The organism is Achromobacter sp. 1012554356 (assembly GCF_059760815.1).
In genome coordinates this window covers 1-24,703 of record NZ_JCBANC010000079.1, presented here as the reverse complement: position 1 = coordinate 24,703, position 24,703 = coordinate 1, and the positions used below count along the sequence as shown (strand labels likewise).

At 67.0% G+C, this 24,703-nt stretch carries 22 protein-coding genes and 1 pseudogene; 16 read left to right on the top strand and 7 right to left on the bottom strand.

Annotation, left to right across the window (positions count from 1 at the left end; translation table 11 throughout):
• Positions 1–39 precede the first annotated feature (39 nt).
• On the bottom strand, positions 40–672 hold the full coding sequence (locus AC6LJW_RS27055) for a LysE family translocator (protein ID WP_498088759.1): 633 nt from the start codon (positions 670–672) through the stop codon (positions 40–42).
• Between the two features lie 95 nt (positions 673–767).
• Here AC6LJW_RS27055 and rsmB point away from each other — a divergent pair, with 95 nt between their 5' ends.
• The 7 genes from rsmB (at position 768) to AC6LJW_RS27020 (ending at position 10,219) form a co-directional block, all read left to right on the top strand.
• A complete protein-coding gene (gene rsmB, locus AC6LJW_RS27050) occupies positions 768–2,105 on the top strand; it encodes a 16S rRNA (cytosine(967)-C(5))-methyltransferase RsmB (protein WP_056559986.1) in 1,338 nt (445 codons plus the stop codon).
• Positions 2,106–2,144: 39 nt separating this feature from the next.
• Positions 2,145–2,735, top strand: coding sequence for a DUF4390 domain-containing protein (locus AC6LJW_RS27045; protein WP_082578771.1), 591 nt, complete (start codon positions 2,145–2,147; stop codon positions 2,733–2,735).
• On the top strand, positions 2,732–5,047 hold the full coding sequence (locus tag AC6LJW_RS27040) for a sensor histidine kinase (protein WP_056559984.1): 2,316 nt from the start codon (positions 2,732–2,734) through the stop codon (positions 5,045–5,047). The genes AC6LJW_RS27045 and AC6LJW_RS27040 overlap by 4 nt, the downstream gene beginning before the upstream one ends.
• Positions 5,048–5,058: 11 nt before the next feature.
• Positions 5,059–5,754 carry a response regulator gene (locus AC6LJW_RS27035; protein WP_056559982.1) on the top strand — a complete coding sequence of 232 codons (696 nt, stop codon included), beginning with the start codon at positions 5,059–5,061 and terminating at the stop codon, positions 5,752–5,754.
• Positions 5,751–7,130 (top strand): Trk system potassium transporter TrkA, encoded by a 1,380-nt coding sequence (trkA, locus tag AC6LJW_RS27030; protein ID WP_056559980.1) that lies wholly within the window; start codon positions 5,751–5,753, stop codon positions 7,128–7,130. Before AC6LJW_RS27035 ends, trkA begins: the two co-directional genes overlap by 4 nt.
• A 53-nt stretch (positions 7,131–7,183) precedes the next feature.
• On the top strand, positions 7,184–8,653 hold the full coding sequence (locus tag AC6LJW_RS27025; protein WP_056559978.1) for a TrkH family potassium uptake protein: 1,470 nt from the start codon (positions 7,184–7,186) through the stop codon (positions 8,651–8,653).
• 327 nt (positions 8,654–8,980) lie between these two features.
• Positions 8,981–10,219 carry a YbdK family carboxylate-amine ligase gene (locus AC6LJW_RS27020; RefSeq protein ID WP_056559975.1) on the top strand — a complete coding sequence of 413 codons (1,239 nt, stop codon included), beginning with the start codon at positions 8,981–8,983 and terminating at the stop codon, positions 10,217–10,219.
• 25 nt (positions 10,220–10,244) lie between these two features.
• Here the strand turns inward: AC6LJW_RS27020 and AC6LJW_RS27015 are convergent, their stop codons facing one another.
• Positions 10,245–11,180 carry a methyltransferase domain-containing protein gene (locus AC6LJW_RS27015; RefSeq protein ID WP_056559973.1) on the bottom strand — a complete coding sequence of 312 codons (936 nt, stop codon included), beginning with the start codon at positions 11,178–11,180 and terminating at the stop codon, positions 10,245–10,247.
• Between the two features lie 89 nt (positions 11,181–11,269).
• On the opposite strand from AC6LJW_RS27015, the gene AC6LJW_RS27010 reads away from it, so the two are divergent.
• Together AC6LJW_RS27010 and AC6LJW_RS27005 are read left to right on the top strand one after the other, a co-directional pair.
• Entirely contained in the window at positions 11,270–11,995 is a 726-nt protein-coding gene (locus tag AC6LJW_RS27010) for a ComFC family protein (RefSeq protein ID WP_498088758.1), read from the top strand.
• Between the two features lie 142 nt (positions 11,996–12,137).
• Positions 12,138–12,608, top strand: coding sequence for a tRNA (cytidine(34)-2'-O)-methyltransferase (locus AC6LJW_RS27005; RefSeq protein ID WP_498088757.1), 471 nt, complete (start codon positions 12,138–12,140; stop codon positions 12,606–12,608).
• 22 nt (positions 12,609–12,630) lie between these two features.
• On the opposite strand, the gene AC6LJW_RS27000 is transcribed toward AC6LJW_RS27005, so the two are convergent.
• From AC6LJW_RS27000 to AC6LJW_RS26980, 5 genes and pseudogenes are all read right to left on the bottom strand, one after another.
• Complete coding sequence (locus tag AC6LJW_RS27000) at positions 12,631–13,623, bottom strand: Bug family tripartite tricarboxylate transporter substrate binding protein (protein ID WP_056559969.1); 993 nt, start codon at positions 13,621–13,623, stop codon at positions 12,631–12,633.
• A 29-nt stretch (positions 13,624–13,652) separates the two neighbouring features.
• Positions 13,653–14,686 (bottom strand): annotated as a pseudogene (locus tag AC6LJW_RS26995) (NAD(P)H-dependent glycerol-3-phosphate dehydrogenase).
• A gap of 17 nt (positions 14,687–14,703) precedes the next feature.
• The gene (gene secB / locus AC6LJW_RS26990; RefSeq protein WP_056559965.1) at positions 14,704–15,234 is read right to left on the bottom strand and encodes a protein-export chaperone SecB; all 531 of its coding nucleotides are present in this window, start codon (positions 15,232–15,234) and stop codon (positions 14,704–14,706) included.
• Positions 15,235–15,271: 37 nt separating this feature from the next.
• Positions 15,272–15,529: a glutaredoxin 3 gene (gene grxC, locus AC6LJW_RS26985; protein WP_056559963.1), complete on the bottom strand. Its 258-nt coding sequence runs from the start codon at positions 15,527–15,529 to the stop codon at positions 15,272–15,274.
• Between the two features lie 52 nt (positions 15,530–15,581).
• Positions 15,582–16,004 (bottom strand): rhodanese-like domain-containing protein, encoded by a 423-nt coding sequence (locus tag AC6LJW_RS26980; RefSeq protein WP_056559961.1) that lies wholly within the window; start codon positions 16,002–16,004, stop codon positions 15,582–15,584.
• A 214-nt stretch (positions 16,005–16,218) separates the two neighbouring features.
• On the opposite strand from AC6LJW_RS26980, the gene gpmA reads away from it, so the two are divergent.
• The 7 genes from gpmA (at position 16,219) to AC6LJW_RS26945 (ending at position 24,419) form a co-directional block, all read left to right on the top strand.
• A complete protein-coding gene (gene gpmA / locus AC6LJW_RS26975; RefSeq protein ID WP_056559959.1) occupies positions 16,219–16,971 on the top strand; it encodes a 2,3-diphosphoglycerate-dependent phosphoglycerate mutase in 753 nt (250 codons plus the stop codon).
• A 7-nt stretch (positions 16,972–16,978) separates the two neighbouring features.
• Positions 16,979–18,580: a murein hydrolase activator EnvC family protein gene (locus tag AC6LJW_RS26970; RefSeq protein ID WP_498088756.1), complete on the top strand. Its 1,602-nt coding sequence runs from the start codon at positions 16,979–16,981 to the stop codon at positions 18,578–18,580.
• A 132-nt stretch (positions 18,581–18,712) separates the two neighbouring features.
• A complete protein-coding gene (locus AC6LJW_RS26965; protein ID WP_056559956.1) occupies positions 18,713–20,158 on the top strand; it encodes a S41 family peptidase in 1,446 nt (481 codons plus the stop codon).
• Positions 20,155–20,913 (top strand): HesA/MoeB/ThiF family protein, encoded by a 759-nt coding sequence (locus AC6LJW_RS26960; RefSeq protein ID WP_056559954.1) that lies wholly within the window; start codon positions 20,155–20,157, stop codon positions 20,911–20,913. Before AC6LJW_RS26965 ends, AC6LJW_RS26960 begins: the two co-directional genes overlap by 4 nt.
• Before the next feature lie 104 nt (positions 20,914–21,017).
• Complete coding sequence (locus tag AC6LJW_RS26955) at positions 21,018–22,208, top strand: GGDEF domain-containing protein (protein WP_056559952.1); 1,191 nt, start codon at positions 21,018–21,020, stop codon at positions 22,206–22,208.
• An 82-nt stretch (positions 22,209–22,290) separates the two neighbouring features.
• Positions 22,291–23,010: a FadR/GntR family transcriptional regulator gene (locus AC6LJW_RS26950; protein WP_056559950.1), complete on the top strand. Its 720-nt coding sequence runs from the start codon at positions 22,291–22,293 to the stop codon at positions 23,008–23,010.
• Positions 23,007–24,419, top strand: a complete 1,413-nt coding sequence (locus AC6LJW_RS26945; protein WP_498088755.1) for an FAD-binding oxidoreductase — start codon at positions 23,007–23,009, stop codon at positions 24,417–24,419. Before AC6LJW_RS26950 ends, AC6LJW_RS26945 begins: the two co-directional genes overlap by 4 nt.
• The last annotated feature ends 284 nt before the right edge of the window (positions 24,420–24,703 follow it).

Below are 24,703 nucleotides of genomic sequence, written 5' to 3'. Positions count from 1 at the left end.
GGACGGACCGGCGCGCGGACAGTGATCGGGATCCGCGATTCAGGCCGCGGCGCGGCGATACAGCGCCAGCGTGCCCGCCAGTCCGATCAACATGCCGCCGCAGATCCGGTTCAGCCAGCGCAGGCCGCCCGCCCGGAAGGCGCGCACCATCTGCGCGCCAAGCGCCGCGTAGGCCAGCATCGTCGCCACGTTCAGCAGCGCCAGGACGCCGGCCAGGATGGCGTATTGGGCGGGCAGGGGGGCGGCGGGGTTGATGAACTGAGGCAGGAAGGCCGACATGAACAGCAGGGCCTTGGGATTGGTCAGGGCCACGACGAAGCTGCGCAGGCCCAGCGCCAGCCCGGCCGGGCGCGCATCGTGGGCGCGTTCGGACGGCAGGGTCAGCGCCGCGTCGGACCGCAGGAGCTTCCAGCCCAGCCAGGCCAGATACGCGGCGCCCACCCATTTGACGATCTGGAAGGCGACCTCGGAGGCGGCCAGCAGAACGCCCAGGCCGCAGGCCACGGCGCCGATCAGGACCAGGTCCGCCAGCACCGCGCCGCCCATGCCCCAGCAGGCGGCGCGCACGCCGTGGCGCGAACCGTTGCTCATGGCGAGCAGCACGGTCGGGCCGGGCGTGATGATGGCGACGGCAGAGGCCAGGATGAAAAGCAGTAGCGTGGCGAAGGACATGGCGGGGCTCCGGGGCAGGGAGCCAGTGTGCCGCGCGCGCCGCCGTCCGTCCAGGTCCGGGCTACCATAGCGGTCTTACTCTTTGATTTCGCACCATGTCCACCCGTCCTGACTCCCCCAATCTGGCCCCCCCGCTTTCTTCCGTTCTTCTTGCCAGCGCGGGGGTGGTGGAGGACGTGCTCGACGGCCGCTCGCTCACGGAGGCGCTGGCCGAGGTCGATGGCGCGCTGCGTCCGGCCACGCAGGCCGTGTCGTTCCATGCGATGCGCTACCTGGGCTGGGCCGACGCCGTCGGCCGCGAGATGGTGCAGCGCTATCCCAGCGTGCTGTTCGAATCCCTGCTGCTGGTGTCGCTGACGCTGCTCAAGGAAGAGGGCGATGCCGCGGCGAGCCTGCCGGGCATGCCGGTCTACGCCCCGCACACGGTCGTGGACCAGGCGGTGACCGCGGCGGCCGGCTCGCGCGCGCTGGCGTCCTTCAAGGGCATGCTCAACGCCTGCCTGCGCCGCTTCCTGCGCGAGCGCGCCGCGCTGGAGGCGTCGGTGGCCGACAGCCCCGAGGCGCAATTCAATCATCCCGGCTGGTGGGTCAAGCAACTTACCGTGGCGTATCCGAAGCAATGGCGCGAGATCCTGGCGGCGTCCAACCTGCCGGCCCCGCTGACCTTGCGGGTCAACCGCCGCCGCGCCACGCGCGAGCAGGTGCTGGCTGCCTTTGACGATGCGGGTCTGGCGGCAGAAGCCGTGGGCCAGTCGGGCGTGGTGCTTGCCACGCCCAAACCGGTAACGCAGTTGCCGGGATTTGCCGAGGGGTGGTGGTCGGTGCAGGACGCGGGCGCGCAGCTCGCGGCTGAATTGCTGGCGCCTGCCAACGGCATGCGGGTGCTGGACGCCTGCTCGGCGCCCGGCGGCAAGACGGCGCACCTGCTTGAACTCGCCGACATCGACCTGCTTGCCCTGGATACCGACGCCGACCGCCTTGGCCGCGTCGAACAGAACCTGGCGCGGCTGGGCCTGGGCGGCGGCCACGTCCGGCTGAAGGCGGCCGACGCCGCCGACCTGGACGCCTGGTGGGACGGCAAACCCTTTGACGCGGTACTGGCCGACGTGCCGTGCACGGCATCGGGCATCGTCCGGCGCCACCCCGACATCCGCTGGCTGCGCCGCGAAAACGACCTGCGCCGCACCGCCAGCCTGCAGATTCGGATTCTGGACGCGCTGTGGTCCACCGTGGCCCCCGGCGGCCGTCTGCTCTATGTGACGTGCTCGGTGTTCCCGATCGAAGGCACGCGCCAGGCCCTGGAATTCCTGCAGCGCCACCCCGACGCGATCCGCCTGGACGCGCCCGGCCAATTGCTGCCAGTTGCGGTCGATGCAACACCCGCGGCGCAACACGACGGGTTTTTCTACGCCTTGTTTGCCAAGCAGTCCTGAATCCCGAAGAATAGGGGCATGACGTAGTTCCGGTGCCGTATGTCCATTATTTCGCGCGTATTTCTTGGGTTGTTGCTGGTATCTGCCGTGCTTTTGACTGCGCCGGGGGGCGTGGCTCACGCGTCCGAGCCGCGTGTCACACGCGTCGAGCCGGCGGTGCGCGGCGGTAACCTGGAAATCGACGCAGACGTCGAATTCGAGCTTAACCAGCAGTTGCGCGACGCCGCCCAGCGCGGCGTCGCCCTGTATTTCACGGCCGACCTGACCATCACGCGCGAGCGTTGGTACTGGTTCGACAAATCGCTGGTGGACACGTCCCGCACCTGGCGGGTGGTCTATAACGCGCTGACCCGTCAGTGGCGGGCGGGCGTGGGCGAATTGTCCTTTCCGGTGGCCTCGCTGGACGACGCCATGAGCGTCATCCGGCATATCCGCAATTGGCAGGTCGCGGATGCCGCCGAGTTTGACGTGGGCGTCCAATATGAAGGGCAGGTGCGCCTGAGGCTGGATACGTCGTTGTTGCCCCGGCCGTTTCAGGTCAACGCCCTGAACAGCAGTTCGTGGGCGCAGGCGACGCCGTGGATGGACTTCTCGTTCATGCTGGGCGACAAGGAGAAAGATCCCTCATGAGGCTTTTGCTTCGGCTGGCGCTGATGGTCGGCGCCGTGAGCGGCCTGGCGCTGCTGGGCCTCTTGGCCTGGTCCACTGGAAACGCCTCGCGTTTTGCGCGCTACTACGACACGCTGCTGGTCCTGAACGGCATTTTCGCGCTGGCGCTCTTTATCTGGGTGGTGGCGCTGACGGTGCGGCTGGCCCGGCAGATCCGGCGCCGGCAGTTCGGCGCGCGGCTCACCGCCCGCTTTTCCCTCGCCTTCGCCCTGATCGGCGTGGTGCCCGGCGCGCTCATCTACACCGTATCGGTGCAGTTCATGTCGCGCTCGATCGAATCCTGGTTCAACGTGCGCGTGGACACGGCGCTGGAAGCCGGCTTGAACCTGGGCCGTGCCGCGCTCGACTCGCTGCTGGCCGACCTGGACGCGCGGGCCCGCTCGATGGCCGTGGAACTGAACCGCAGCACCGACAGCGGCGTGACGCTGGCGCTGACCCGGCTGCGGGAGGCCAACGGGGTGCAGGAAGCCATGGTGTTCACGGGCAGCGGCCGCATGGTGGCGTTTTCGACCAGCCAGTACGGCCAGCTTCTGCCGGCCATGCCGCCCTCTACGGTAATGAACCAGTTGCGGCTGGCGCGCGGCTATTCCGCCGCCGAAGCCGACGACCCCGTCACGCCGGGCGCCGAAGGCGGCCTGCATCTGCGGGTGGTGATCCCCCTGACCGGCCCGGACCGCTACGACAACCTGCTGGGTCCGGCCTCCGAGCCGCGCTGGCTGCAATTGCTGCAGCCGGTGCCCGAACAGATCGCGCACAACGCCAACCTCGTGCAGCAAGGTTTTCGCGATTACCAGGAATTGGCGCTGTCGCGCCTGGGCCTGCGCAAGCTCTACGGCATCACGCTGACGCTGGCCCTGCTGCTGGCGGCGTTTGGCGCCATCGCGGTCGCGCTGTCCCTGTCCAAGCGGCTGGTGCGCCCGCTGCTCAGCCTGGCGGGCGGCACGCAGGCGGTGGGCGTGGGCGACTACCGGCCCCTGCCGGAGCCGCCGGAACGTGACGAAGTCGGCCAGCTCACGCGGTCGTTCAACGCCATGACCCGCCAGCTCGACGAGGCGCGCCGCATGGTCGAAAGCAACCGCCAGCAGCTTGAACGCTCCAATGTCTATCTGGAAAGCGTGCTGTCCAACCTGTCTTCCGGCGTGCTGGTGTTCGACGAATCGTTCCGCGTCACCACCGTCAACCAGGGCGCTCAGACCATCCTGGGCGCGGACCTGCGCTCGGTCATCGGCCGCCCGCTGGAGACCGCTGACGGCATGCTGGAATTTGCGAATATCGTGCGCCAGGCGTTTTCGACGCACGCGGCGGTCGGCTCCGAACGCCAGCACTGGCAGCAGCAGTTCGAAATTGCGCCCGCCCAGGCCGAAGGCGAAACCGCATCCCAGCCGCTGACCCTGCTGGCGCGGGGCACGCACCTGCGGGTGGACGGGCGCGGCAACGGCTATCTGGTGGTGTTCGACGACATCACCGAAGTCATTTCCGCCAACCGGACGGTGGCGTGGGGCGAGGTGGCGCGCCGCCTGGCCCACGAAATCAAGAATCCGCTGACCCCGATCCAGCTTTCGGCCGAGCGCCTGGCCATGAAGCTGGAAGGCAAGTTGCCGCCCGCCGAGGCGCAGATCGTGGCGCGCTCCACCAACACGATCGTGAATCAGGTGGCGTCGCTCAAGCAGATGGTGGACGACTTCCGCGAGTACGCGCGCACGCCGCCGGCCGTCATGCAGCGCATCAATTTCAACGCGCTGGTGGCGGACGTGCTGACGCTCTATGGCTGGGAGCCGGAGGGCGCCTCGCCGCGCCTGACGGAAAAGGCCTTGAATCTTGACGTCAGCCTGGGCGCCGACCTGCCCGACATCGAGGGCGATCCGACCCAGCTTCGGCAGGTGATCCACAACCTGCTTTCCAATGCGCGCGACGCGATCGCGGAACTGGGCGGGCAGGGCCGCGTCAGCGTGACGACCCAGCTCATGCGCAGCGAACAGCCCGATCGCGTGGCGCATCAGGCGCTGCGTTTCACGGTGGCGGACACCGGTCCGGGCTTCCCGCCGCAGGTCATGCAGCGCGCATTTGAGCCCTACGTAACCACAAAGTCCCACGGGACTGGGTTAGGATTGGCAATCGTCCGCAAGATCGTGGAAGAGCATGGCGGACGTATCGACCTTGCCAACCGCAAGGAAGGAGGGGCGCGGATTTCCATCCTGTTGACCCGGCTCGCGCCCGGGTCCGACACTATGGACGCCACCGCGCAAGAAAAGGATAATGCGGCTACGCAATAGGTGGATGCTTTATGGCCAGAATTCTGGTGGTTGACGACGAAGTCGGTATACGCGAGCTCTTGTCGGAAATCCTTTACGACGAGGGACACACGGTCGAGCTGGCCGAAAACGCGGCGCAAGCGCGCGCTGCTCGTCTTCGCATGCGTCCCGATCTGGTGTTGCTGGATATATGGATGCCCGACACCGACGGTGTCAGCCTGCTCAAGGAGTGGGGCTCGCAGGGCTTGCTGGACATGCCTGTCATCATGATGAGCGGCCATGCCACCATCGACACGGCGGTCGAAGCCACGCGCATCGGCGCCATGGATTTCCTCGAAAAACCCATCACGCTGCAGCGTTTGCTCAAGACCGTTGCCGCGGGCCTGGCGCGCGGCCGCGTGCCGCATGCGGCGCCCGCCGCCGCCAATCCGGCTGCCGCCAGCCCGGTCGTGGCGCTGGAAGACGAACTGGATCCGCCCGCCGCGCTGGCCGCCGTGTCCGCCAGCGATGCGCCGGCCACGTCCAATGGCCAGCTTGGCAGCATCTCGCTGGACCAGCCGCTGCGCGAGGCGCGCGACGAGTTCGAGCGCATCTACTTTGAATACCACCTGGTCAGGGAAAGCCACAGCATGACGCGCGTGTCCGAACGGACCGGGCTGGAGCGCACCCACCTCTACCGCAAGCTCAAGCAATTGGGCATCGAGTCCGCGCGCAAGCGCAGCACATGAAGATCCTGATCATGGGCGCTGGCCGCGTAGGCACCAGCGTGGCGGAAAACCTGGTGTCCGAGCAAAACGACATCACGGTCATCGATTCCGACCCCGCCCAGTTGCAGTACCTGCAAGAGCACTTTGACCTGCGTGTCGTCCTGGGGGACGGCTCGCAGGTTTCCGTTTTGGAAAACGCCGGCGCTGCCGACACCGATCTGTTCATCGCCTGTGCGGCGTCCGACTCCGCCAACATGGTCGCGTGCAAGATCGCGCGCCAGCTGTTCAACATCCCGCGCCGCATCGCCCGCATCCGCTCCGCTGAATTTCCCGAGCATCCGGAACTCATGAGCGAAGAAGGCTTCTGCATCGACGCGCTCATCAGCCCCGAACGCAGCGTCACCACATACCTGCAAAGCCTCATCGAGTTCCCCGAGGCCCTGCAGGTCGTGGAATTCGCCGAAGGCCGCGTCAGCGTCGTGACCGTCCGGGTGGGACATGGCAGCCCGATGGCGCATTCTTCCGTGGATAAGCTGCGAGACGTCTGGCCGGACGTCAAGGCGCGCGTCATCGACGTGCTGCGCGGCGGCCGTCCCCTGCGGGCGGGCAGCGGCACCGTCATCGCGCCGGGCGACGAAGTCGTGCTGGTCGTCGATTCCGACCACGCGCGGCGCGCCGTGCGCAAGCTGCGCGACGCCGAGCGCGCGGTGCGCCGCGTCATGATCGCGGGCGGCGGCAACATCGGCCTGCGGCTCGCGCGCCAGCTTGCCGCGGAAAAGTACAGCGTCCGCATCATCGAGCACGACCTGAAGCGCTGCGAATACCTGGCGACGCAGCTCCCGGACAGCGTCCTTGTCCTGCACGGCAGCGGCACCGACGAGGCGCTGCTCGAGCGCGAAAACATCGAGGACATGGACACCTGGCTGGCCCTCACCAGCGACGACGAGGACAACATCATGTCCTCGCTGCTGGCCAAGCGGCTGGGCGCGCGCAAGGTGATCGCGCTGATCAACCGCCACGCGTATGGCGAACTCATGCAGGGCAGCCACATCGACATCGCCGTGTCGCCGTCTCAGGCCACCATGAGCGAACTGCTGCGCCACGTGCGCCGCGGCGACGTGGTGGCCGTGCACCGGCTGCGCCAGGGCGTGGCCGAGGCCCTTGAGGCCATCGCCCACGGCGACCGCTCCACGTCCAAGGTGGTGGGCCGCGCGGTGGGCAAGATCAGCCTGCCCAAGGGCGCCAGCATTGGCGCGCTGGTGCGCGGCGAAGAAATCATCCTGCCGGACGCCGACACCGTGATCGAAACCGACGACCACGTCATCGTCTTCGTGCCCTCGCGCCAGCAGATGCCGCGCGTGGAAAAGCTGTTCCAGGTTTCGGCGTCCTTTTTCTGATGCGCCGCGCTCTCCGCCCCTTGCGTGGGCCGCGCGCGGCCGGATAGACCTCCATGAAGCGCGTCCTGGCCACCCTGTACATCCTGGGCCTCACCATGGTGATGTTCGCCCTCACCATGCTGATTCCGCTGTTCATCGCCTATGTGGGGGGCGACGCGGCGCGCGACGCCTTCCGCGATGGCTTCCTGATCTCGGTCGGGATTGGCGGCGGCCTGGCCGCGCTGACCCGGCGCAACCGCAGCGAACTGCGGGCGCGCGACGGCTTCGTGCTGGTGTCGGCGGTGTGGGCCGGCCTGCCGCTGCTGGCGGCCATTCCGCTGCTGCTGTACTTCCATGGCGCCGGGCTGCCGTTGTCCTTCACGGGGGCCTATTTCGAGGCGATGTCCGGGCTGACCACCACCGGCGCCACGGTCCTGACCAACCTGGACACCTTGCCGCCGTCGATCAACCTGTGGCGCGCCACGCTGATCTGGATCGGCGGCATGGGCATCCTGGTGCTGGCCGTCGCCATTCTGCCGCTGCTGGGCGTCGGCGGACACCAGGTGGTTCGGGCCGAGACCCCGGGGCCCATGAAAGACGAGCGGCTGACGCCCCGCATCGCCAGCACGGCCAAGGCGCTGTACGCGGTGTATTTCGTGTTTTCCATCCTCTGTTTCCTGGCGTACCGGGTGGCGGGACTGTCCTGGTTCGAGGCCTGGTGCCACATGGCCACCACCATGGGTCTGGGCGGTTTTTCGACCTGGGACGACGGCTTCGCGCACTTTGACTCCGTCGCGGTCGAAATGGTGGCGATGGTGTTCATGCTGATCGCCGGCATCAACTTCGCCACGCACTTCAATGCCTTCCGCCAGCGCAGCCCGCGCGCCTATTGGCGCTGTCCGGAGGCGATTCCGTACCTGGTCGTCGTGCTGGGGGTGGGGCTGGTCATCTCGGTGTACCTGTTCATCAAGGATGTCTACACCGATCCCCTGGAAGCGCTGCGCTACGGGATGTTCAACACCATTTCCATGGCCACCACCACCGGCTATGCCAATACCGACTTCGCGCAGTGGCCGCTGTTTGCGCCGCTGACGATGCTGCTGCTGTCGGGCTTTGCGACGTCGGCCGGGTCGACGGGGGGCGGGATCAAGATGATCCGCGCCATCCTGCTGGTCAAGCAGGCCCGCAATGAGCTGGTCACCATGTTGCACCCGCATGCCGTCAGCCCGGTCCGGATCAACGGCAGGGCGGTGGAGACGCGCACCATGTCGTCCGTGCTGGCGTTCATGCTGTTCTATGGCATGTCCATCGCGGTGTTCACCAGCCTGCTGCTGCTGTCGGGCCTGGATCCGATCACCGCGTTCTCGGCCGTGTTCGCCAGCGTGAACAACACGGGGCCCGGCCTGGGGCCGGTGGGCCCCATGGGCACCTTTGCGGTGCTGTCGGACTTCCAGATCTGGGTCTGCACGTTTGCCATGCTGATCGGCCGCCTGGAGCTGCTGACCGTGCTGGTCCTCTTCACGCCGATCTTCTGGCGCAAATAGGCGCCCGAAAGGCGTCTTTTCATAAGGGATAACCCGAATAAGGGTTATCCCATCCCTCTTCGAAATCCCCGCCAGCGCTGGCTTTCAGGCGGGCGCGCGCCCGCGACCCGCGTCAATCCTGTGTTGTAAGCGCTTGCTCACTTTCTCTCAGAGGGCAAAACCGGATGATTCGCGATGTTGCACACAAATGTCACGATTTTCAATCGTTTTGCCACAAACCTGCGGCTATCATGCGTTCACAAGCCGCCGTCTAGTGCCCCCCGGGAAGTTGCCGGGCTTCAAGGTCGAACGGCGCATACCCTCATCAAACATTCAAAGGAGTCCGAGATGGAACAAATCCCGTTCATTTCGTCGGCCCCCAACACCCTGGGCATCGAACTTGAGTTGCAACTGATCGACCCCCGCAGTTTTGACCTTGCTGCAGCCTCTGACGAACTGTTGGCCCAAATGGCCAATCATCCTATTGCCGACCGCGTCAAACCCGAAATCACGCGGTCCATGATCGAACTGAACTCCTCGGTTCACGATCACCCCATGGGCCTTTTGGCTGAAATGCGCGAGATGCGCGACGCCCTGGTCGAAGCGGCCGATGCGGTCGGCGTGTCGGTGGCGGGTGGCGGCGCCCATCCCTTCATGCGCTGGCAGGAACGCTCCATCTCGGACACCCCGCGCTTCCAGTACCTGGCCGAAATGTACGGTTACCTGGCGCGTCAATTTACGGTGTTCGGCCAACACATCCATCTGGGCGTGAAAAGCGGCGACGACTCCATCAAGTTGTTGCGCCGCCTGTCGCCCTACGTGCCGCATTTCATCGCGCTGACGGCTTCCTCGCCCTACTGCGAGGGGGTGGACACGCTGTTCTCGTGCTCGCGCCTGAACGCCGTCAACAGCTTCCCGCTGGCGGGTCACATGCCGGCCGAGGTCAAGGACTGGTACCAGTTCGAGGCCCACCTGTCCCAGCTGCGCGCCTTCGGCCTGGCCGAAAGCATCAAGGACCTGTACTGGGATATCCGTCCCAAGCCCGAATTCGGCACGGTCGAGATCCGCGTGTGCGACACGCCGCTGACGGTGGAGCGCGCGTGCCAGGTGGCCGCGTTTGCGCAGGCGCTCGCCGTGTTGCTGATGCGCGAGGAAGACCCCAGCGACAACGCCTGGCTGTCCTACCGCAGCAATCACTTCCAGGCCTGCCGTTTTGGCCTGCAGGGCAGCTACGTCACGCCCGACGGGCAACGAGTGCGCCTGATCGACCACCTGCGCGCGCTGTTCCAGCGTCTGATGCCGGTGGCCGAGGAACTGGGCACGGGCGACATGATCGCCGCCCTGCGCGACGACGCCATGCGCGCCGGCAACGACGCCCGCTGGCTGCGCAGCCAGTACCATCGCCTGCGCGATCTGCCGCTGGTGGTGGAAGCCATGTCGAACGCCTGGCGTGGTACGGCGGCGCCCGTTGCGCCGCCGGCAGAGCCGACCGCGGTGCTTCGCCGCCGCATCCGGGCAACGTCCGAACCCATGCAGGGTCTGTCGGCGTCCGAGCCGGGCGTCACCGTGCCGGAACGCCTGCACTAAGGCGGGCAGGTGCGGGACTTCCTGATCAGGGGGTTCCGCGCTGCCGGCCGCCGATCGCGCTGATGGACAGGCGGGTCTCTCCCGCCACGGTCCGATGCGAGGCGGCGCGCCAGGCGTGGCCGTAGGCCACTTCGATACTCAAGACAATCAGGCCGTCTGCGTTGCGTTGCGCTTCCAGCGCCGCGCACAGGCGGTCGCGCCAATCGCGGCCCACCAGTCCGCCGCGGCGTCCTTCGGCCGGGTTACCGCCCAGCGCGCGCACGTCCTGCAGCAGCTTTTCCGGGCTGCGGTAGGTCAGCGTCAGGATCTCCTGGTCCATGACCGGATCCGCGAAGCCGTTTTCCACCAGCAAATCGCCGAAGTCGTGCATGTCCACAAAGGACGGCGTGGCCGTGCGCAGGCCGGCATCCGCGAGTGCCTGCCGCAGTTCGCGCAGCGTGGCTGGCCCCAGACAGGAAAACATCGCCAGGCCGCCGACTTTGAGAATGCGGCGCCATTCGGCCAGCACGGCGTGCGGTTCGCGGTGCCAGTGCATGGCCATGTTCGACCACACGAGTTCCAGCGATTCGGGCGGCAGGCCCGTGTTGGCCAGATCCGCGTTCACAAACGCGGGGGCGGCCGGGCCGCGCCGCGCCAGCTTGCCGATCCAGGCCGACAACCCGCCCGGCGCGTGGCGCTTGCGCGCCTGTTCGAGCAGCGGCTCGCAGTTGTCCAGGCCGGTGTAGGCCGCCTCGGGATACCGTTCGCGCAGCAGCGGCAGGTTGTCGCCGGCGCCGCAACCGGCGTCCAGCATTGCGTGCGGTTGCACGCGGATGTACTGCAGGCGGCCGAGCATGCGGCGCGCGACTTCGCCATAGAGGAATTGGGCGTCGGCCAGGTCGCCGCGGCGGGCAAACTGGCGCGGCACGTCGGCGCTGACGAGGGGCAGGGAGGGGGGCGTTGCGGTTTCTGGCAGGGACATTTCGGTCGCGCTCGCGGGATCACCCGGAGCGGAGCATGGTTTGATCAGGGATGGCTCACATTATTGCCCATCCCGGCGGCAGGCCCCGATTGCCCCTACTCGACATGGGGCGACGGCTGCTGTCGCGCCTGGGTTGCGATTGTCCGTTGTGCGGCGCGCGGGTCGCGGGCGCGCGACTGTGCGCCGGGTGTCAGGCGGACATCCTGGCCGGGCCGGCGGGGGCCTCGGCAAGGTGTCCGCGCTGCGCGTTGCGCCTTCAGGGCGGCGGACAGCATTGCGCGGCTTGTCTGGCGCAACCGCAGGCGTTCAGCCGTACGATCGCGGCGTTTGACTATGCGCCGCCCGGCGACGCGCTGGTCCTGATGCTCAAGACGCAGTTGCGGCTCAGCATGGCGCCGGTGCTGGCGCGCTTGATGGCGCAGGCGCTGCGGGAGGCCGCGGCACAGCCCGGCGCTCACCTGCCGCCCGATCTGCTGCTTGTGCCCATTCCCGCAAGCCGGGCGTCGTTGCGTCAGCGGGGCATGAACCCGGCGGCCGAGATCGCGCGCAGCCTGGCCGCGGAACTGGTGCTGCCGGCGCCGCGTCTCCTGCTTGCACGGCGGCGTGAAACGCCCCGGCAAGCCACGCTCGGCCGGCGTGCCCGGCAGCGGGGGTCGGTGGGTCTCTTCGTCTGCGCAGGCCCGATTCGCGGGCGGCACGTGGCCGTGGTGGATGACGTCATGACCACCGGCAGCACCGTCGGCGCCGCCGCGACCGCCCTGATAGCGGCGGGCGCGGCCAGCGTGACGGTGCTGGTGGCGGCGCGCACGCCATGACCTTGTCTGTACCGCCGCCGGTATCCCCGCCTTCACGAAGCCGTCATCAGGCCGCCGTTCCAGACCTCGCCGCCAAATCGGCGACAATCACGCTCGCGCGGCCGCTTCCGGGCCGCGGACCTTTCCCCCCATTGCGCGCGCCATGTTCCACGTCATTCTCGTCTGCCCGGAGATCCCTCCCAACACCGGCAACGCCATCCGGCTGTGCGCCAATACCGGCGCGCAACTGCATCTGGTGCGTCCCCTGGGGTTCGAGCTGGATGACGCCCGCATGCGGCGCGCGGGGCTGGACTATCACGAGTGGCAGCCCGTGCGCGTGCACGACACGCTGCAAGAGGCACTGGACGACACCGGCGCGGTCGCTTCCAGCATCTATGCGCTGACCACGCACGCGCAGCGCAGCGTGGCCGATGTCAGTTTCAAGCCGGGCGATGTGTTCGTGTTTGGCCGCGAAAGCGCGGGCCTGTCGGACGAGCATCAGGCGATCTTTCCGCCCCAGCAGCGGTTGCGGCTGCCGATGCGCACCGGCCAGCGCAGCCTGAACCTGTCTAACGCCGTGGCGGTCACGGTGTTCGAGGCCTGGCGCCAGCAGGGCTACGAAGGGGGCGCGTAGGCGCCGCCCCTCGGTCTGAAGATCAGTCCAGCGACAGCTTCAGCTTGTCGATCACCTGATCCCAGCGCGCTTTCTCGTTCTTGATGCGGTGGGTCAGGGCTTCCGGCGTGGACGGGGCCGGCGTGAAGTATTGCAGCGCCAGCTGCTTGCGCACGGCCTCGCTATTGATGATGCGCGCCAGTTCGCTGTTGAGCCGTTCGACGATCGGCGTGGGCGTGCCGGCCGGCGCCAGGATCGCGTTCCACGAGATGGCTTCGAAGTCCGGATAGCCCTGCGAGGCCATGGTCGGAACGCCGGGCAGGGCGTCGCTGGGCTGCAGGCTGGTCACGGCCAGCAGCTTCACCTTGCCGTCGCGCGCCTGCGGCACGGCGATCGCCGGCACCATGAAGCCGGCCTGCACGTCGCCGCCGATGATGGCGGTGATGACCTGCGGAAAGCCGGAATACGGGATGTGGGCCAGGTCCACGCCCGCGCGTTCCTTGAACATCTCCATGGCCAGGTGGGCCGAGCTGCCAGGGCCGACCGAACCGTAATTCAGCGAGTTGCCGCGGCCCTTGACCAGCTTGACGAAGTCCTGGACGTTGTCGACCTTGAGACTTCCGGGCACCACCAGCACGTTGGGGCTGGTGCCGACCAGCGATACCGGTTCCAGATCGGTCAGCGGGTCGTAGCCCAGCGTCTTCTTATAGAGCGTGGGTGCGGTGACCAGCGGACCGTTGATCGTGTAGAGCAGCGTGTAGCCGTCGGGCTTGGCCTGCGACACCATGCGCGTGCCGATGTTGCCGCCGGCGCCCGGCTTGTTGTCGATCACGATGGGCTGGCCCAGGGCCTGGGACAGCGGCTCGGAAATCGTGCGCGCCAGGATGTCGGGCGACGAGCCCGGCGGGAAGGGCACGACCATGTGGATCGGGCGCTCGGGCCAGTCGGCGTGGGCGGCAATGGGCAGGATGGCGGCCAGGCTCAGGCAAAGGCCACGCAGCAGCGGGCCGACCCGGAACTTGCGGGTATGCGTCATGAAGGATGTCTCCTCGGGTAGTTGTCGTGTCAGCCCAGCCCTTCATAGCGCGCATCCCGCGCCAGCAGGGCCGAGACGGCGGTCATGGGGGCGACGCCTTCGAACAGCACGGCGCACACCGCTTCGGTGATCGGCAATTCGACATTGATGGCGCGGGCGCGGTCCAGCGCGGCGCGGGCGCAGCGCACGCCTTCGGCGGTGATGCCGCTGGCCAGGATGTCGGCCAGCTTGCGGCCCGCGCCGATCTCCAGGCCCACGCGCCGGTTGCGCGACAGCTCGCCGGTGGCGGTCAGCACCAGGTCGCCCAGGCCGGTCAGCCCGGCGAAGGTTTCGGCCTGCGCGCCCAGCGCGACGCCAAAACGGGTCATCTCGGCCAGGCCGCGGGTGATCAGGGCCGCGCGGGCATTGGTGCCCAGCGCAAGGCCATCGCCAATGCCGCAGGCCACCGCAATGACGTTCTTCAACGCGCCGCCGACCTCAACGCCAACCAGATCGGTGCTGGCGTAAACGCGCAGCGCCGCGCCATGGAAGGCGGCCGTGGTGGCTTCGCGCAGGGCGGGGCTGCTGCTGGCGACCGTCAAGGCGACGGGCAAGCCTTGCGCGACTTCACGGGCGAACGAAGGGCCCGACAAGGCGCCGCCGGTCGCGCCGGGCAGGGCCTCGCGCATGATTTCGTGGGGCAGTCTGGCCGTGTCGGCCTCAAACCCCTTGCACGTCCAGACGATGGGCGTGTCTTGCAGTCCCAGTGCGGGCAGCCGTTGCGACAGCGCCTCGCAGATGGACGTGAGACCCGCAACGGGCACGCCGAGCACGATCAGGCGGCGCGCGGCGTCGTCCTGCAAGGTGCGCAGCGTGGCGTCCAGGTCAGCGGAATATTGCAGCGTCTTGGGCAGGGAAATGCCCGGCAGATAGCGGGCATTTTCGTGGGCGGCGGCCATGGCGGCCGCTTGCGCGGCTTCGCGCGCCCAGAGCTGGGTGGGGTGGCGGCGGCCGCCAGGGCGGTGCCCCAACTGCCCGCTCCCAGGACGGCGACGCGCAGGCGCGGCTCGGCGGGTTGGTTCATGGGGCGCCGCGGGGTGCTTACTGGCGGGTGGCGCCGGGCGGCAGGATGATGCCCGATTCGGCGCCGTTCGCGCCGGCGGCCTGCTGCTGTTGCAGTTCGGCGATGCGCTGCTCGTACAGGGCCTGGAAGTTGACTTCGGTCAGGTGCAGCGGCGGCATCGAGGTGCGGGTGATCGCGTCGGCGACGTTGGCGCGCAGGTACGGGTACAGCATCGTGGGGCAGACAATGCCCAGCAGCGGATCAAGTTGCTCTTCGGGGATGTTGGCGGCTTCGAAGATGCCGGCTTGCGTGCCTTCAACCAGGTACACGACCTTGTCGTTGATGCGGGTGGTGACGGTGACGGTGACCGTGGTTTCGAACACGGTTTCGGCCAGGCGCTGGCCGCCCACGGTGATGCTCACTTCGACCTGGGGCGCTTCCTGCTCCAGGAACACGTGAGGCGCGTTCGGCATTTCCAGCGAAAGGTCTTTCAGGTAGACGCGCTGCAGATTGAACGAGGGCGCGTCGTTGCCGCCTTCTTGCTGGGTGTTTTGGTCTTGATCAGCCATGAGTGTTTCCGTTGGTGGGAGGGGCAAAAAGGGGCGATTAGCCGTTCAGCAAGGGGGTGAGGCCACCCGAGCGGTCCAGGGCCATCAGGTCGTCGCAACCGCCGACATGGGTATCGCCGATGAAGATCTGCGGGACGGTGCGCCGGCCGGTGCGTTCGATCATGACATCGCGCTGGGACGGTTCCCGGTCGATCTGGATGATTTCCAGGTCGGCCACGCCACGCTGCTCGAGCAGCGCCTTGGCGCGGGAGCAGTAGGGGCAATAGTCCTTGCTGTACATGACGACTTTGTTCATAGGGCGCTCCTGTGGGTACAAGAATAGGTAGATGGGGGCAAGTCCCCCTGCTTCAACCCTTCTGGGTTACCGGCAGGCTGGCGGCCGACCAGGCACGCATGCCGCCTTCAAGCGGCACGACGTCGGTGAATCCCTGGGCGCGCAGCTTGGCGGCGGCGCGGGCCGAATCGCGGCCGTTGTCGCAAACCACCACGAGCGGCTTGTTCTTGGGCAGCGAGCTGGCCTTCTGCTCGATGTCGGCTGCCGGCACGTTTCGTGCCTGAGCGATGTGGCCGGCCTGGAATTGCTCGACGGGGCGCACGTCGACCCACACGGCATTGCGCTGGTTGACCATCTGGATGGCTTCAGTCGTGCTGATGGCGGACCCGGTCCGGCCCTTGCGCAGGGCGGGAATGATCAGCATCACGCCGGATACGACGGCGACGGCGACGATGAAAATGTTGTTTTTATCGAGCAAGAATTGCAAAAGGTCCACGAAGGCTTCCTGTAGTACGTCGGCGGGCGCTACGTCGGCTTGCCTGTTGGCAAGTCTTCCGGCCAGCCTGGTAGGGGCGAACCCTGATGCGACGCGTCCAGGACATGGACGCGGTGCGCCGGGGCAAAATCACGGGCAAAATCACTCAATTATAAAATGAGCGCATTCCTTAACCATCCTCCAACTTTAACCCGCCCGGCGGGCGTCCCAAACCATGCACAAACTCGTACTGATGCGCCACGGTGAAAGCCAGTGGAATCTTGAAAACCGTTTCACCGGCTGGACCGACGTCGACCTGACCGACACCGGCCGCGAACAGGCCCGCAAGGCGGGCGAATTGCTCAAGAAAGAAGGCTTTGCCTTTGACCTGGCCTATACCTCGGTGCTCAAGCGCGCCATCCGCACCCTGTGGATCGCCCTGGACGCCATGGACGCCATGTACACCCCGGTCGGCGTGAACTGGCGCCTGAACGAGCGCCACTACGGCGCTCTGCAGGGCCTGAACAAGTCCGAAACGGCCGCCAAGTACGGCGACGAGCAGGTCCTGATCTGGCGCCGCGCCTACGCGATCGCCCCGGAGCCGCTGGATCTGGACGACGAACGCCACCCGCGCTTTGACAGCCGCTACGCCAAGATCCCGGCCGATCAGCTGCCCGCCACCGAGTGCCTGAAGGACACCGTTGCCCGCGTGCTGCCGTTCTGGAACGATTCCATCGCCCCGGCCATCCGTTCCGGCCGCAAGGTGCTGATCGCCGCCCACGGCAACAGCCTGCGCGCGCTCATCAAGCACCTGGACAACGTGTCGGACGACGACATCGTCAACCTGAATATCCCGACCGGCCAGCCGCTCGTCTATGAACTGGATGATGACCTGCGTCCGATCCGCCACTATTATCTCGGCGATGCCGCCGAGATCGAGGCGGCCATGGCTGCGGTTGCAGCCCAGGGCAAGGCCAAGAAGGACTGATATTTCTATGCGTCGCACGGCGGGGTTGTTGTTGGCGGTCATGTTGGCCAGTGGGGCGCTGCCTGCGCGTGCCGCGCCCAGTGACCTCGCCGGGCGTCAGTCCGACGCCGAAAAACAGCAGGCCGCCTTGCGCGACCGCATCGAGAGCCTGCAAAAGGACATCGACGACCGCGAGGCGGCCCGCAAAGAGGCCGCCGACGCGCTCAAGCAGTCGGAATCGTCGATTTCCCGGATCAACCTGCGCCTGAAGGAACTGGCCGACGCCAACCGCAAGGCGACGGCCGATCTCGCGTCGCTGGAAAAGCAGATCACCGCGCAGGAGGCCGTGCTGGCCAAGCGCCGCGCCGAGCTGGCCGACCAGCTGCGCACCCAATACACCAGCGGCCTGTCGCCCTGGACGGCGCTGCTTTCCGGCGACGATCCCCAGGTGCTGGGCCGCAATCTGGGCTACCTGGACTACGTGTCCCGTGCCCGGGCCGACGCCGTGAAGGCCCTGCGAGCCGACATCGACCGGCTGGCCGCCCTGCAGGCGCGCGCGGACGAACGCCGCACCGAAATCGAAAAGGGGGTTGCCGAGACCTCCGAACAGAAAACCGCGCTGGTCGCCCAGCAAAAAGAGCGCGCCAGCCTGCTGGCCCAGCTTGAAGGACAGATCGCCGCCCAGCGCGCCGAGGCCAACAAGCTCGGGCGCGACGACCAGCGCCTGTCACGGCTGATCACCGACCTGGACGCGGCCATCGCCAAGCAGATCGAGGAAGCCCGCAAGGCCGAAGAGGCGCGCAAACGCGCCGAAGAAGCCCGCCGTGCCGAGGAAGCGCGACGTGCGGCCGAGGAAGCCCGCCGCGCCGCCGAAGAGGCCAAGAAGCGCGCCGAGGCCGAACGCCGGTCGCAGGACGCCCGCCGCAAGGCCGAGGCAGACCGCAAGGCCGCCGAGGACGGCGCGCGCCGCGACAGCGAAGCCCGCGAGGCCGCCCAGGCGCGCGAACAGGTCGAAGCGGCAGCCCAAAAGAATCGCGGCCCGGTGGCCGTGGCCGACCCCGACGCCGCCGGCTTGCGTCCCGCCGACCAGCGGCAGACCCGCATTGGCGGCCCGGCTGATACCTCGCCGCCCACAAAACCCGCGGATCCCCCCAAAAAGGCGGAACCGATTGAGGAGCCCGCCACTCCAACGCGCAGTGCATCGGCACAGCAGACCGCCAAGGCGCCGCCCGTGGGCGGCGGCAACGGCCTGCGTCATGGTCTGACCATGCCGGTGCGCGGCCAGGTGCAGGGCAGGTTCGGGGTGGATCGTCCGGACGGCGGCGTGTGGCGTGGCGTGGTGCTGCGCGCGGCCGAGGGTACGCCCGTCAAGGTCGTGGCCCCGGGTACTGTGGTTTACGCCGATTGGCTGCGCGGCTTTGGCAACCTGATCATTGTGGATCATGGGCAGCAATACCTGACCGTCTATGCTTACAACCAAAGTCTGCTCAAACGGGTGGGCGATGCGGTGGCTGGCGGGGATACTATTGCTACCGTGGGCGCAACCGGCGGCCAAGTGGAATCCGGCCTATACTTTGAAATTCGCCATCGTGGCGCTCCAGTGGACCCGGCCCAATGGCTGGCGCAGTAGATGTGTCGGCTGGTGCAGCCGGTTTGCTGGAATGCAATCGGCGTAAACGCTGTCGGTAAATGAATGTCGTTGGAAAAATACCGTTGGTAAATTACCAAACCCATCGGCGAAAACAAAATTCGGGAAGTGTGCATGGGCACTCGTAAGTTTCGCGGTTTCGGTCTGATTGCCATCGGTGCGGTGGCTGGTGTGTTGCTGAGTGTTGGCGTGACTGCGGTCGCCCAGCGCGGCAGCCCCCTGCCTCTGGACGAGCTCAGGCAACTGAGCAATGTCTTTGCCGCCATCAAGAACAACTACGTCGAGGCCGTCGACGACAAGACCCTGATCGACAATGCCATCTCGGGCATGGTGTCGAACCTGGATCCCCACTCCGCCTACCTGGATGCCGACGCGTTCCGCGAAATGCAGACTGCGACGCAAGGCGAGTTCGGCGGCCTGGGCATCGAGGTCGGCGCGGAAGACGGCTTCGTGAAGGTCATCTCGCCCATCGAGGACACGCCTGCGGCCCGCGCCGGCGTCATGGCCGGTGACCTCATCATCAAGATCGACGACACGCCCACCAAGGGCATGACCCTGAACGACGCGGTCAAGCTCATGCGTGGCGCGCCCAAGTCGCCCATCACGCTGACGATCATGCGCGCGGACCGCCCGCAGCCGATCGTCGTGAAGATCGTGCGCGACATCATCAAGGTGCGCAGCGTGCGCAGCAAGATGCTGGACAACGGCATCGCCTACGTGCGCGTCGCCCAATTCCAGGAAAAGACCGGCGCCGACCTCGCCCGCCAGCTCAAGGAGCTGGGCGCGAAGGAACCGCCCAAGGGTCTCGTGCTGGACCTGCGCAATGACCCGGGTGGCCTCCTGACCAGCGCCATCGGCGTGTCCGGCGCGTTCCTGCCGCCCGATGCGCTCGTGGTGTCCACGGACGGCCGCACGCCGGACGCCCGCCACAAGTACCTGGCGACGCCTTCGGAATACGCCCGCGGTGAAAGCAACTACCTGTCCGGCCTGCCGGCCTGGACCAAGACGGTGCCGATGGTGGTGCTGGTGAACGTGGGTTCGGCCTCGGCCTCCGAGATCGTGGCCGGCGCGCTGCAGGACCACAAGCGCGCCAAGGTGCTGGGCAACCGCACCTTCGGCAAGGGCTCCGTGCAGGTGATCCTGCCGCTGTCCGAAACCACCGCGGTCAAGCTGACCACGTCGCGCTACTTCACGCCCAGCGGCCGTTCCATTCAGGCGACCGGCATCGAACCGGACTACGTCGTTGCCGATACGGCCGACGGCGACCTGTTCCGCCTGCCGCGCGAAGCCGACCTGCAACGTCACCTGTCCAACCAGCAGACCACCAACGAAATCAAGTCCAGCGCCGACCAGGACAATGTGGATCTGCCGGCCAAGGTGTTTGAATTCGGCGGCAAGGACGACTTCCAGCTCCAGCAGGCCCTGAATCTGCTGGCCGGCAAGCCGGTGCAGAAGGGCTCGGCCCGCGCCCAGGCCAAGGCAGACGCCAAGGCCGGCGGCGGAACGCCCCAGCGCATGAAGATCACGCCGACCGGAGTCGAGCCCAGCAAGGACAAATGAACGACGAGCAACTGCTGCGCTACGCCCGCCACATCCTGCTGGACGAACTCGGGATCGAAGGGCAGGAAAAACTGCTGGCGGCGCGTGTGCTCATCGTGGGGGCGGGCGGTTTGGGTTCGCCCGCCGCGCTCTACCTGGCCACCGCCGGCGTGGGCGATATCACGCTGGCCGACGACGATGTCGTCGAACTCAGCAACCTGCAGCGCCAGATCCTGCACACCACCGCAAGCGTCGGCAGGCCCAAGGCCGAGTCCGGCCGCGACATGCTGGGCGCCTTCAATCCGCAGACCCGCGTTCACGCCCGGGTCGAGCGCCTGAAAGACCAGGCCTTGTCCGATGCCGTCGCGCAGGCGGACCTGGTGCTGGACTGCACCGACAACTTCACCACCCGGCACGCCATCAACCGCGCCTGCGTGCAGCACCGCAAGCCGCTGGTGTCGGGCGCCGCCATCCGCTTCGACGGCCAGGTCAGCGTTTACGACCTGCGCGACGACAACGCGCCGTGCTACCACTGCCTGTTTCCCGAAGCCGACGACGTCGAAGAAGCCAACTGCGCCACCATGGGCGTCTTTGCGCCGGTGGTCGGCATTATTGGCAGCATGCAGGCCGCCGAAGCCCTGAAACTGCTGTCCGGCGTAGGCGAAAGCCTGTCCGGCCGCTTGCTCTGGCTGGACGTGCGCACCATGCAATGGCGCAGCGTCAACGTGCAACGTGACCCCGAATGCACGGTCTGCGGCCACCGCGAGCACGCCTGAAGACTGCCCGCATTGCACTTAAGAACAATACTAAAGGTTTCAAATACCTGCTATAACGCCAGCCAGCCTACTGAATTCGGGTAGAGGGGCATGGACATGACGGCGTGGAAACAGGACTGAAGTTCAGCCTGCCCAAGTGGCGGCTGACACGTTGGCTGACGCATTCCGGGCATGACACGCCGGCGGACATCCGCGCGGCGCTCATCGCCAGTCTGTTCGGCACGCTTCCCATTTTTGCCGGCGGGGTCATCAACACACTGATGATCTCGGGCGTCGTCGCGTGGCGGCGGCCCGAACCGCTATATATCTCGTGGCTGATCCTGGAGGTCGTGCTCGCGCTGGTGCGCGTCGTCATCCTGCGATCCGCGCTGCGCGCGGCCCCAAAGGGCGGCAACACCCACACCGACCTGTACATCCTGCTGGCGTTGTTCTGGGCGTTCAGCGTGGGCTATGGCGTCTTCATCACCTTCCTGAACGGCGACTGGCTCGCCGCGACACTGGCGGGCGTATCCTGCGGCGCCATGGCCGGCGGGATCTGCTTCCGCAACTACGGCGCGCCGCGGCTGGTGGGCGCCATGATCTTCCTGAGTCTGGGGCCCATGTGTCTGGGCGCGCTCTTCACCGGTGAATGGGTGATGGCGATCGTCTTCATCCAGATCCCGTTCTATCTGATCAGCATGGTCATCGCCTCGCACCGCCTGAACCGCATCCTGGTGTCCACGATGCTGGCCGAGCGCGACAGCGACCGCCGCGCCAGCGAAGACGCGCTGACCGGCTTGGCCAACCGCGCCGGCCTGCAGGCCGCGCTGGAACGCGTGTGCTCCAGCGCCCGCGGCCATGACAGCGCCGCGGCGCTGCTCTACATGGACATGGACGACTTCAAGCGCATCAACGACACGCACGGCCACGCCGGCGGCGATCAGGTGCTCAAAACCATCGCGGACCGCATGCGGGCCATGCTCCGGGTCGACGACGTCGCCGCGCGCATCGGCGGCGACGAATTCATCGTGCTGGTCACCGGCATCGACGCCACGGCCGCGCTCCGGCTGGGCGAACACCTGCTGCGCGACGTGTCCCAGCCCATCACGCTGACCGACGGCAACGGCGTCTGCGTGGGCTTGTCCATCGGCATCTCGATCATGTCCGGCGCCAACCGCACCCCGCAAGGCGCGCTGGACTCCGCCGACGCCGCGCTTTATCGCGCCAAGGCGCAGGGCGGCCGCTGCTGCGTGGTGGATCAGGGCGAGCAAGTCGCGGAAAGCGAAGCATTGCAGAGCGCGTCAGTCGCGGCTTGATAGGCCCGCACGATTGTCCGAATTGGTCCGAATCTGGCTAAAAGTTATCAGATAACCTGAAAAATCTGTCTATAATCCGCCCATGTTGACCAAGAGCCTCACCCTCACCGAGCAGGTCGCCCGGCAACTCGCCAGCGACATCGCGGATGGCGTCCATGCCGTCGGCGCCAAGCTGCCGTCCGGCCGCGTGCTGGCCGAGCAGTACGGCGTCAGCGCCGCCGTCATCCGTGAAGCCACGGAACGCCTGCGCGCCCAAGGCCTGATCCAGAGCCGGCAGGGTTCGGGCAGCACCGTTGTCTCGCGCACCGGGGCGCAAGGCTTTCAGGTGTCCACCGGCATCGCGGTCGACCGCAAGAAGCTCGCCAGCGTCTACGAACTGCGCATGGAACTCGAAGGTGGCGCGGCCGCGCTGGCGGCTGTCCGCAGCACGCCGGAGGACCTGGACGCCATGGAAGCGGCGCTGGCTTCGCTTCAAGCCCATCTCGACCACCCCGAGGCCGGCGTCGAGCACGACATCGCATTTCACGTCGCCATCGCGACCGCCACGCACAACAGCTACTACCAGGACCTGCTGCAATACCTGAACCTGCAACTGCGCCTGGCGGTCAGCACTGCCCGATCCAACAGCCGCCTGCAGGAAGGCCTGACCGCCGTCGTGCACCAGGAACACGTCGCCGTGTTCGACGCCATCCGCGGGCGCGATCCCGACCGCGCCCGCCAGGCCGCCATCCGCCACCTGCAGCAAGCCGCCGGCCGCCTGCAACTCGATCTTCTCTCTCCCGCCGCATCCCACATCTCATGAGCGCATCCGACTTTTCTCAACGGCTGGTCCAAGCCCTGGGCCCCGACACCGTCTTCACCGACCCGGCGGACATCGCGCCGTGGCTGTCCGACTGGCGCGGCCTGTATAACGGCCACGCCCAGGCCGTCGTTCGTCCGCGTACGACGGCCGAGGTCGCCACGTGCCTTGCCCTGTGCCAGGAGGCCGGCGTGCCGGTCGTGCCGCGCGGCGGCAACACCGGCCTGTGCGGCGGCGCCACGCCCGACGGCGAGGCCACCAACGTGGTCATCAGCCTGGACCGCATGAACGCCGTGCGCGCCATCGACACCGTGGCCAACACCATGGTTGCCGAGGCCGGCGCCATCCTCGGCAACCTGCGCCGCGCCGCCCAGGACGCCGGCCGCCTGTTGCCGCTCAGCCTCGCTGCCGAAGACTCCAGCCAGATCGGCGGCAACGTCGCCACGAATGCCGGCGGCGTGAACGTGGTGCGATACGGCATGGCGCGGGAACTGGTCCTGGGCCTGGAAGCGGTGCTGCCCACCGGCGAAATCTTCCACGGCCTGCGCACCCTGCGCAAAGACAACACCGGCTACGACCTCAAGCAACTGCTCATCGGTTCCGAAGGCACGCTGGGCATCATCACCGCCGTCGCGCTGCGCCTCTACCCGCGCACCGACGTGCGCTCGGTCGTGCTGGCCGCCGTCGAATCGCCCGCGCAGGCGCTGCAACTCTTCGAGATCCTGTTCGAACAATGCGGCGCGCGCCTGCAGGCGTTCGAATTCTTCACCGGCGATTGCCTGGACCTGGTGCTCACGCACGCCGAGGGCGTGCAGGAACCGTTCGAACAGCGCTACCCGGCCTACGTGCTGGTGGAACTGGCCGACACGACCGACGAAGCCGCGCTGAACACGCTGCTCGAAAACGTCATCGGCACTGCGCTCGAACGCGGTCTGTGCCTGGATGCCGCCGTCTCGGCCTCGCTTGCGCAGTTGCAGACGCTCTGGAAGCTGCGCGAGGAAATCTCCGAAGCCCAACGCGCCGACGGCCCGCACCTGAAGCACGACGTGTCGCTACCGATCGAACGCATCCCCGACTTCATGCAGACCGCCGAAGCCCGCGTACGCGCTCTATACCCCGACATACGCCCCTTCATCTTCGGCCACTTCGGCGACGGCAACTTGCACTACAACCTGTCCCGCCCGGCAGGCGCCGACCGCAACTGGGTGGCCGAACATGGGGCGGCGATCACGGATGCGGTGTTGGATGAAGTAAATCGGTATGGGGGGAGTATTTCTGCGGAGCATGGGATCGGGCAGTTGAAGCGGGAGCATTTCTTGCATAGCAAGGATGCGGTGGAGCTGCGGTTGATGCGGGAGATCAAGAAGGTGATGGATCCTGCGGGGATCATGAATCCTGGGAAGCTGTTGTAGGCGGTGTTGAGGGTCTGAGTCTCATAGGTCGCGGCGGATCTTCGTAGGTCGCCCGACTCCGTGGCCCCGTGGGCACGATCGCCCACGATTGCGGTCTGCAGCCTTCGCTCCGGACTTGCCTAGGCGGCCCCCCGTCGTCATCGGGCATTGGAGTTCAAGTGGCGATCGGTGTCGGCACTGCTTGAGCTTGGCGAGATCGTCTGCCGCTGCCGGTGTCTGACACCCTCGGGAGATGAACCTGGCATGAAGCGAATCTCACCAGGGTGTCAGACACCTCACTTGGT

Excerpts from the sequence above, each read along its gene's own strand:
- AC6LJW_RS27055 (WP_498088759.1), bottom strand. The coding sequence starts at position 672 with ATGTCCTTCGCCACGCTACTGCTTTTCATCCTGGCCTCTGCCGTCGCC.
- rsmB (WP_056559986.1), top strand. The coding sequence starts at position 768 with ATGTCCACCCGTCCTGACTCCCCCAATCTGGCCCCCCCGCTTTCTTCC.
- AC6LJW_RS27045 (WP_082578771.1), top strand. The coding sequence starts at position 2,145 with ATGTCCATTATTTCGCGCGTATTTCTTGGGTTGTTGCTGGTATCTGCC.
- AC6LJW_RS27040 (WP_056559984.1), top strand. The coding sequence starts at position 2,732 with ATGAGGCTTTTGCTTCGGCTGGCGCTGATGGTCGGCGCCGTGAGCGGC.
- AC6LJW_RS27035 (WP_056559982.1), top strand. The coding sequence starts at position 5,059 with ATGGCCAGAATTCTGGTGGTTGACGACGAAGTCGGTATACGCGAGCTC.
- trkA (WP_056559980.1), top strand. The coding sequence starts at position 5,751 with ATGAAGATCCTGATCATGGGCGCTGGCCGCGTAGGCACCAGCGTGGCG.
- AC6LJW_RS27025 (WP_056559978.1), top strand. The coding sequence starts at position 7,184 with ATGAAGCGCGTCCTGGCCACCCTGTACATCCTGGGCCTCACCATGGTG.
- AC6LJW_RS27020 (WP_056559975.1), top strand. The coding sequence starts at position 8,981 with ATGGAACAAATCCCGTTCATTTCGTCGGCCCCCAACACCCTGGGCATC.
- AC6LJW_RS27015 (WP_056559973.1), bottom strand. The coding sequence starts at position 11,180 with ATGTCCCTGCCAGAAACCGCAACGCCCCCCTCCCTGCCCCTCGTCAGC.
- AC6LJW_RS27005 (WP_498088757.1), top strand. The coding sequence starts at position 12,138 with ATGTTCCACGTCATTCTCGTCTGCCCGGAGATCCCTCCCAACACCGGC.
- AC6LJW_RS27000 (WP_056559969.1), bottom strand. The coding sequence starts at position 13,623 with ATGACGCATACCCGCAAGTTCCGGGTCGGCCCGCTGCTGCGTGGCCTT.
- secB (WP_056559965.1), bottom strand. The coding sequence starts at position 15,234 with ATGGCTGATCAAGACCAAAACACCCAGCAAGAAGGCGGCAACGACGCG.
- grxC (WP_056559963.1), bottom strand. The coding sequence starts at position 15,529 with ATGAACAAAGTCGTCATGTACAGCAAGGACTATTGCCCCTACTGCTCC.
- gpmA (WP_056559959.1), top strand. The coding sequence starts at position 16,219 with ATGCACAAACTCGTACTGATGCGCCACGGTGAAAGCCAGTGGAATCTT.
- AC6LJW_RS26970 (WP_498088756.1), top strand. The coding sequence starts at position 16,979 with ATGCGTCGCACGGCGGGGTTGTTGTTGGCGGTCATGTTGGCCAGTGGG.
- AC6LJW_RS26965 (WP_056559956.1), top strand. The coding sequence starts at position 18,713 with ATGGGCACTCGTAAGTTTCGCGGTTTCGGTCTGATTGCCATCGGTGCG.
- AC6LJW_RS26960 (WP_056559954.1), top strand. The coding sequence starts at position 20,155 with ATGAACGACGAGCAACTGCTGCGCTACGCCCGCCACATCCTGCTGGAC.
- AC6LJW_RS26950 (WP_056559950.1), top strand. The coding sequence starts at position 22,291 with ATGTTGACCAAGAGCCTCACCCTCACCGAGCAGGTCGCCCGGCAACTC.
- AC6LJW_RS26945 (WP_498088755.1), top strand. The coding sequence starts at position 23,007 with ATGAGCGCATCCGACTTTTCTCAACGGCTGGTCCAAGCCCTGGGCCCC.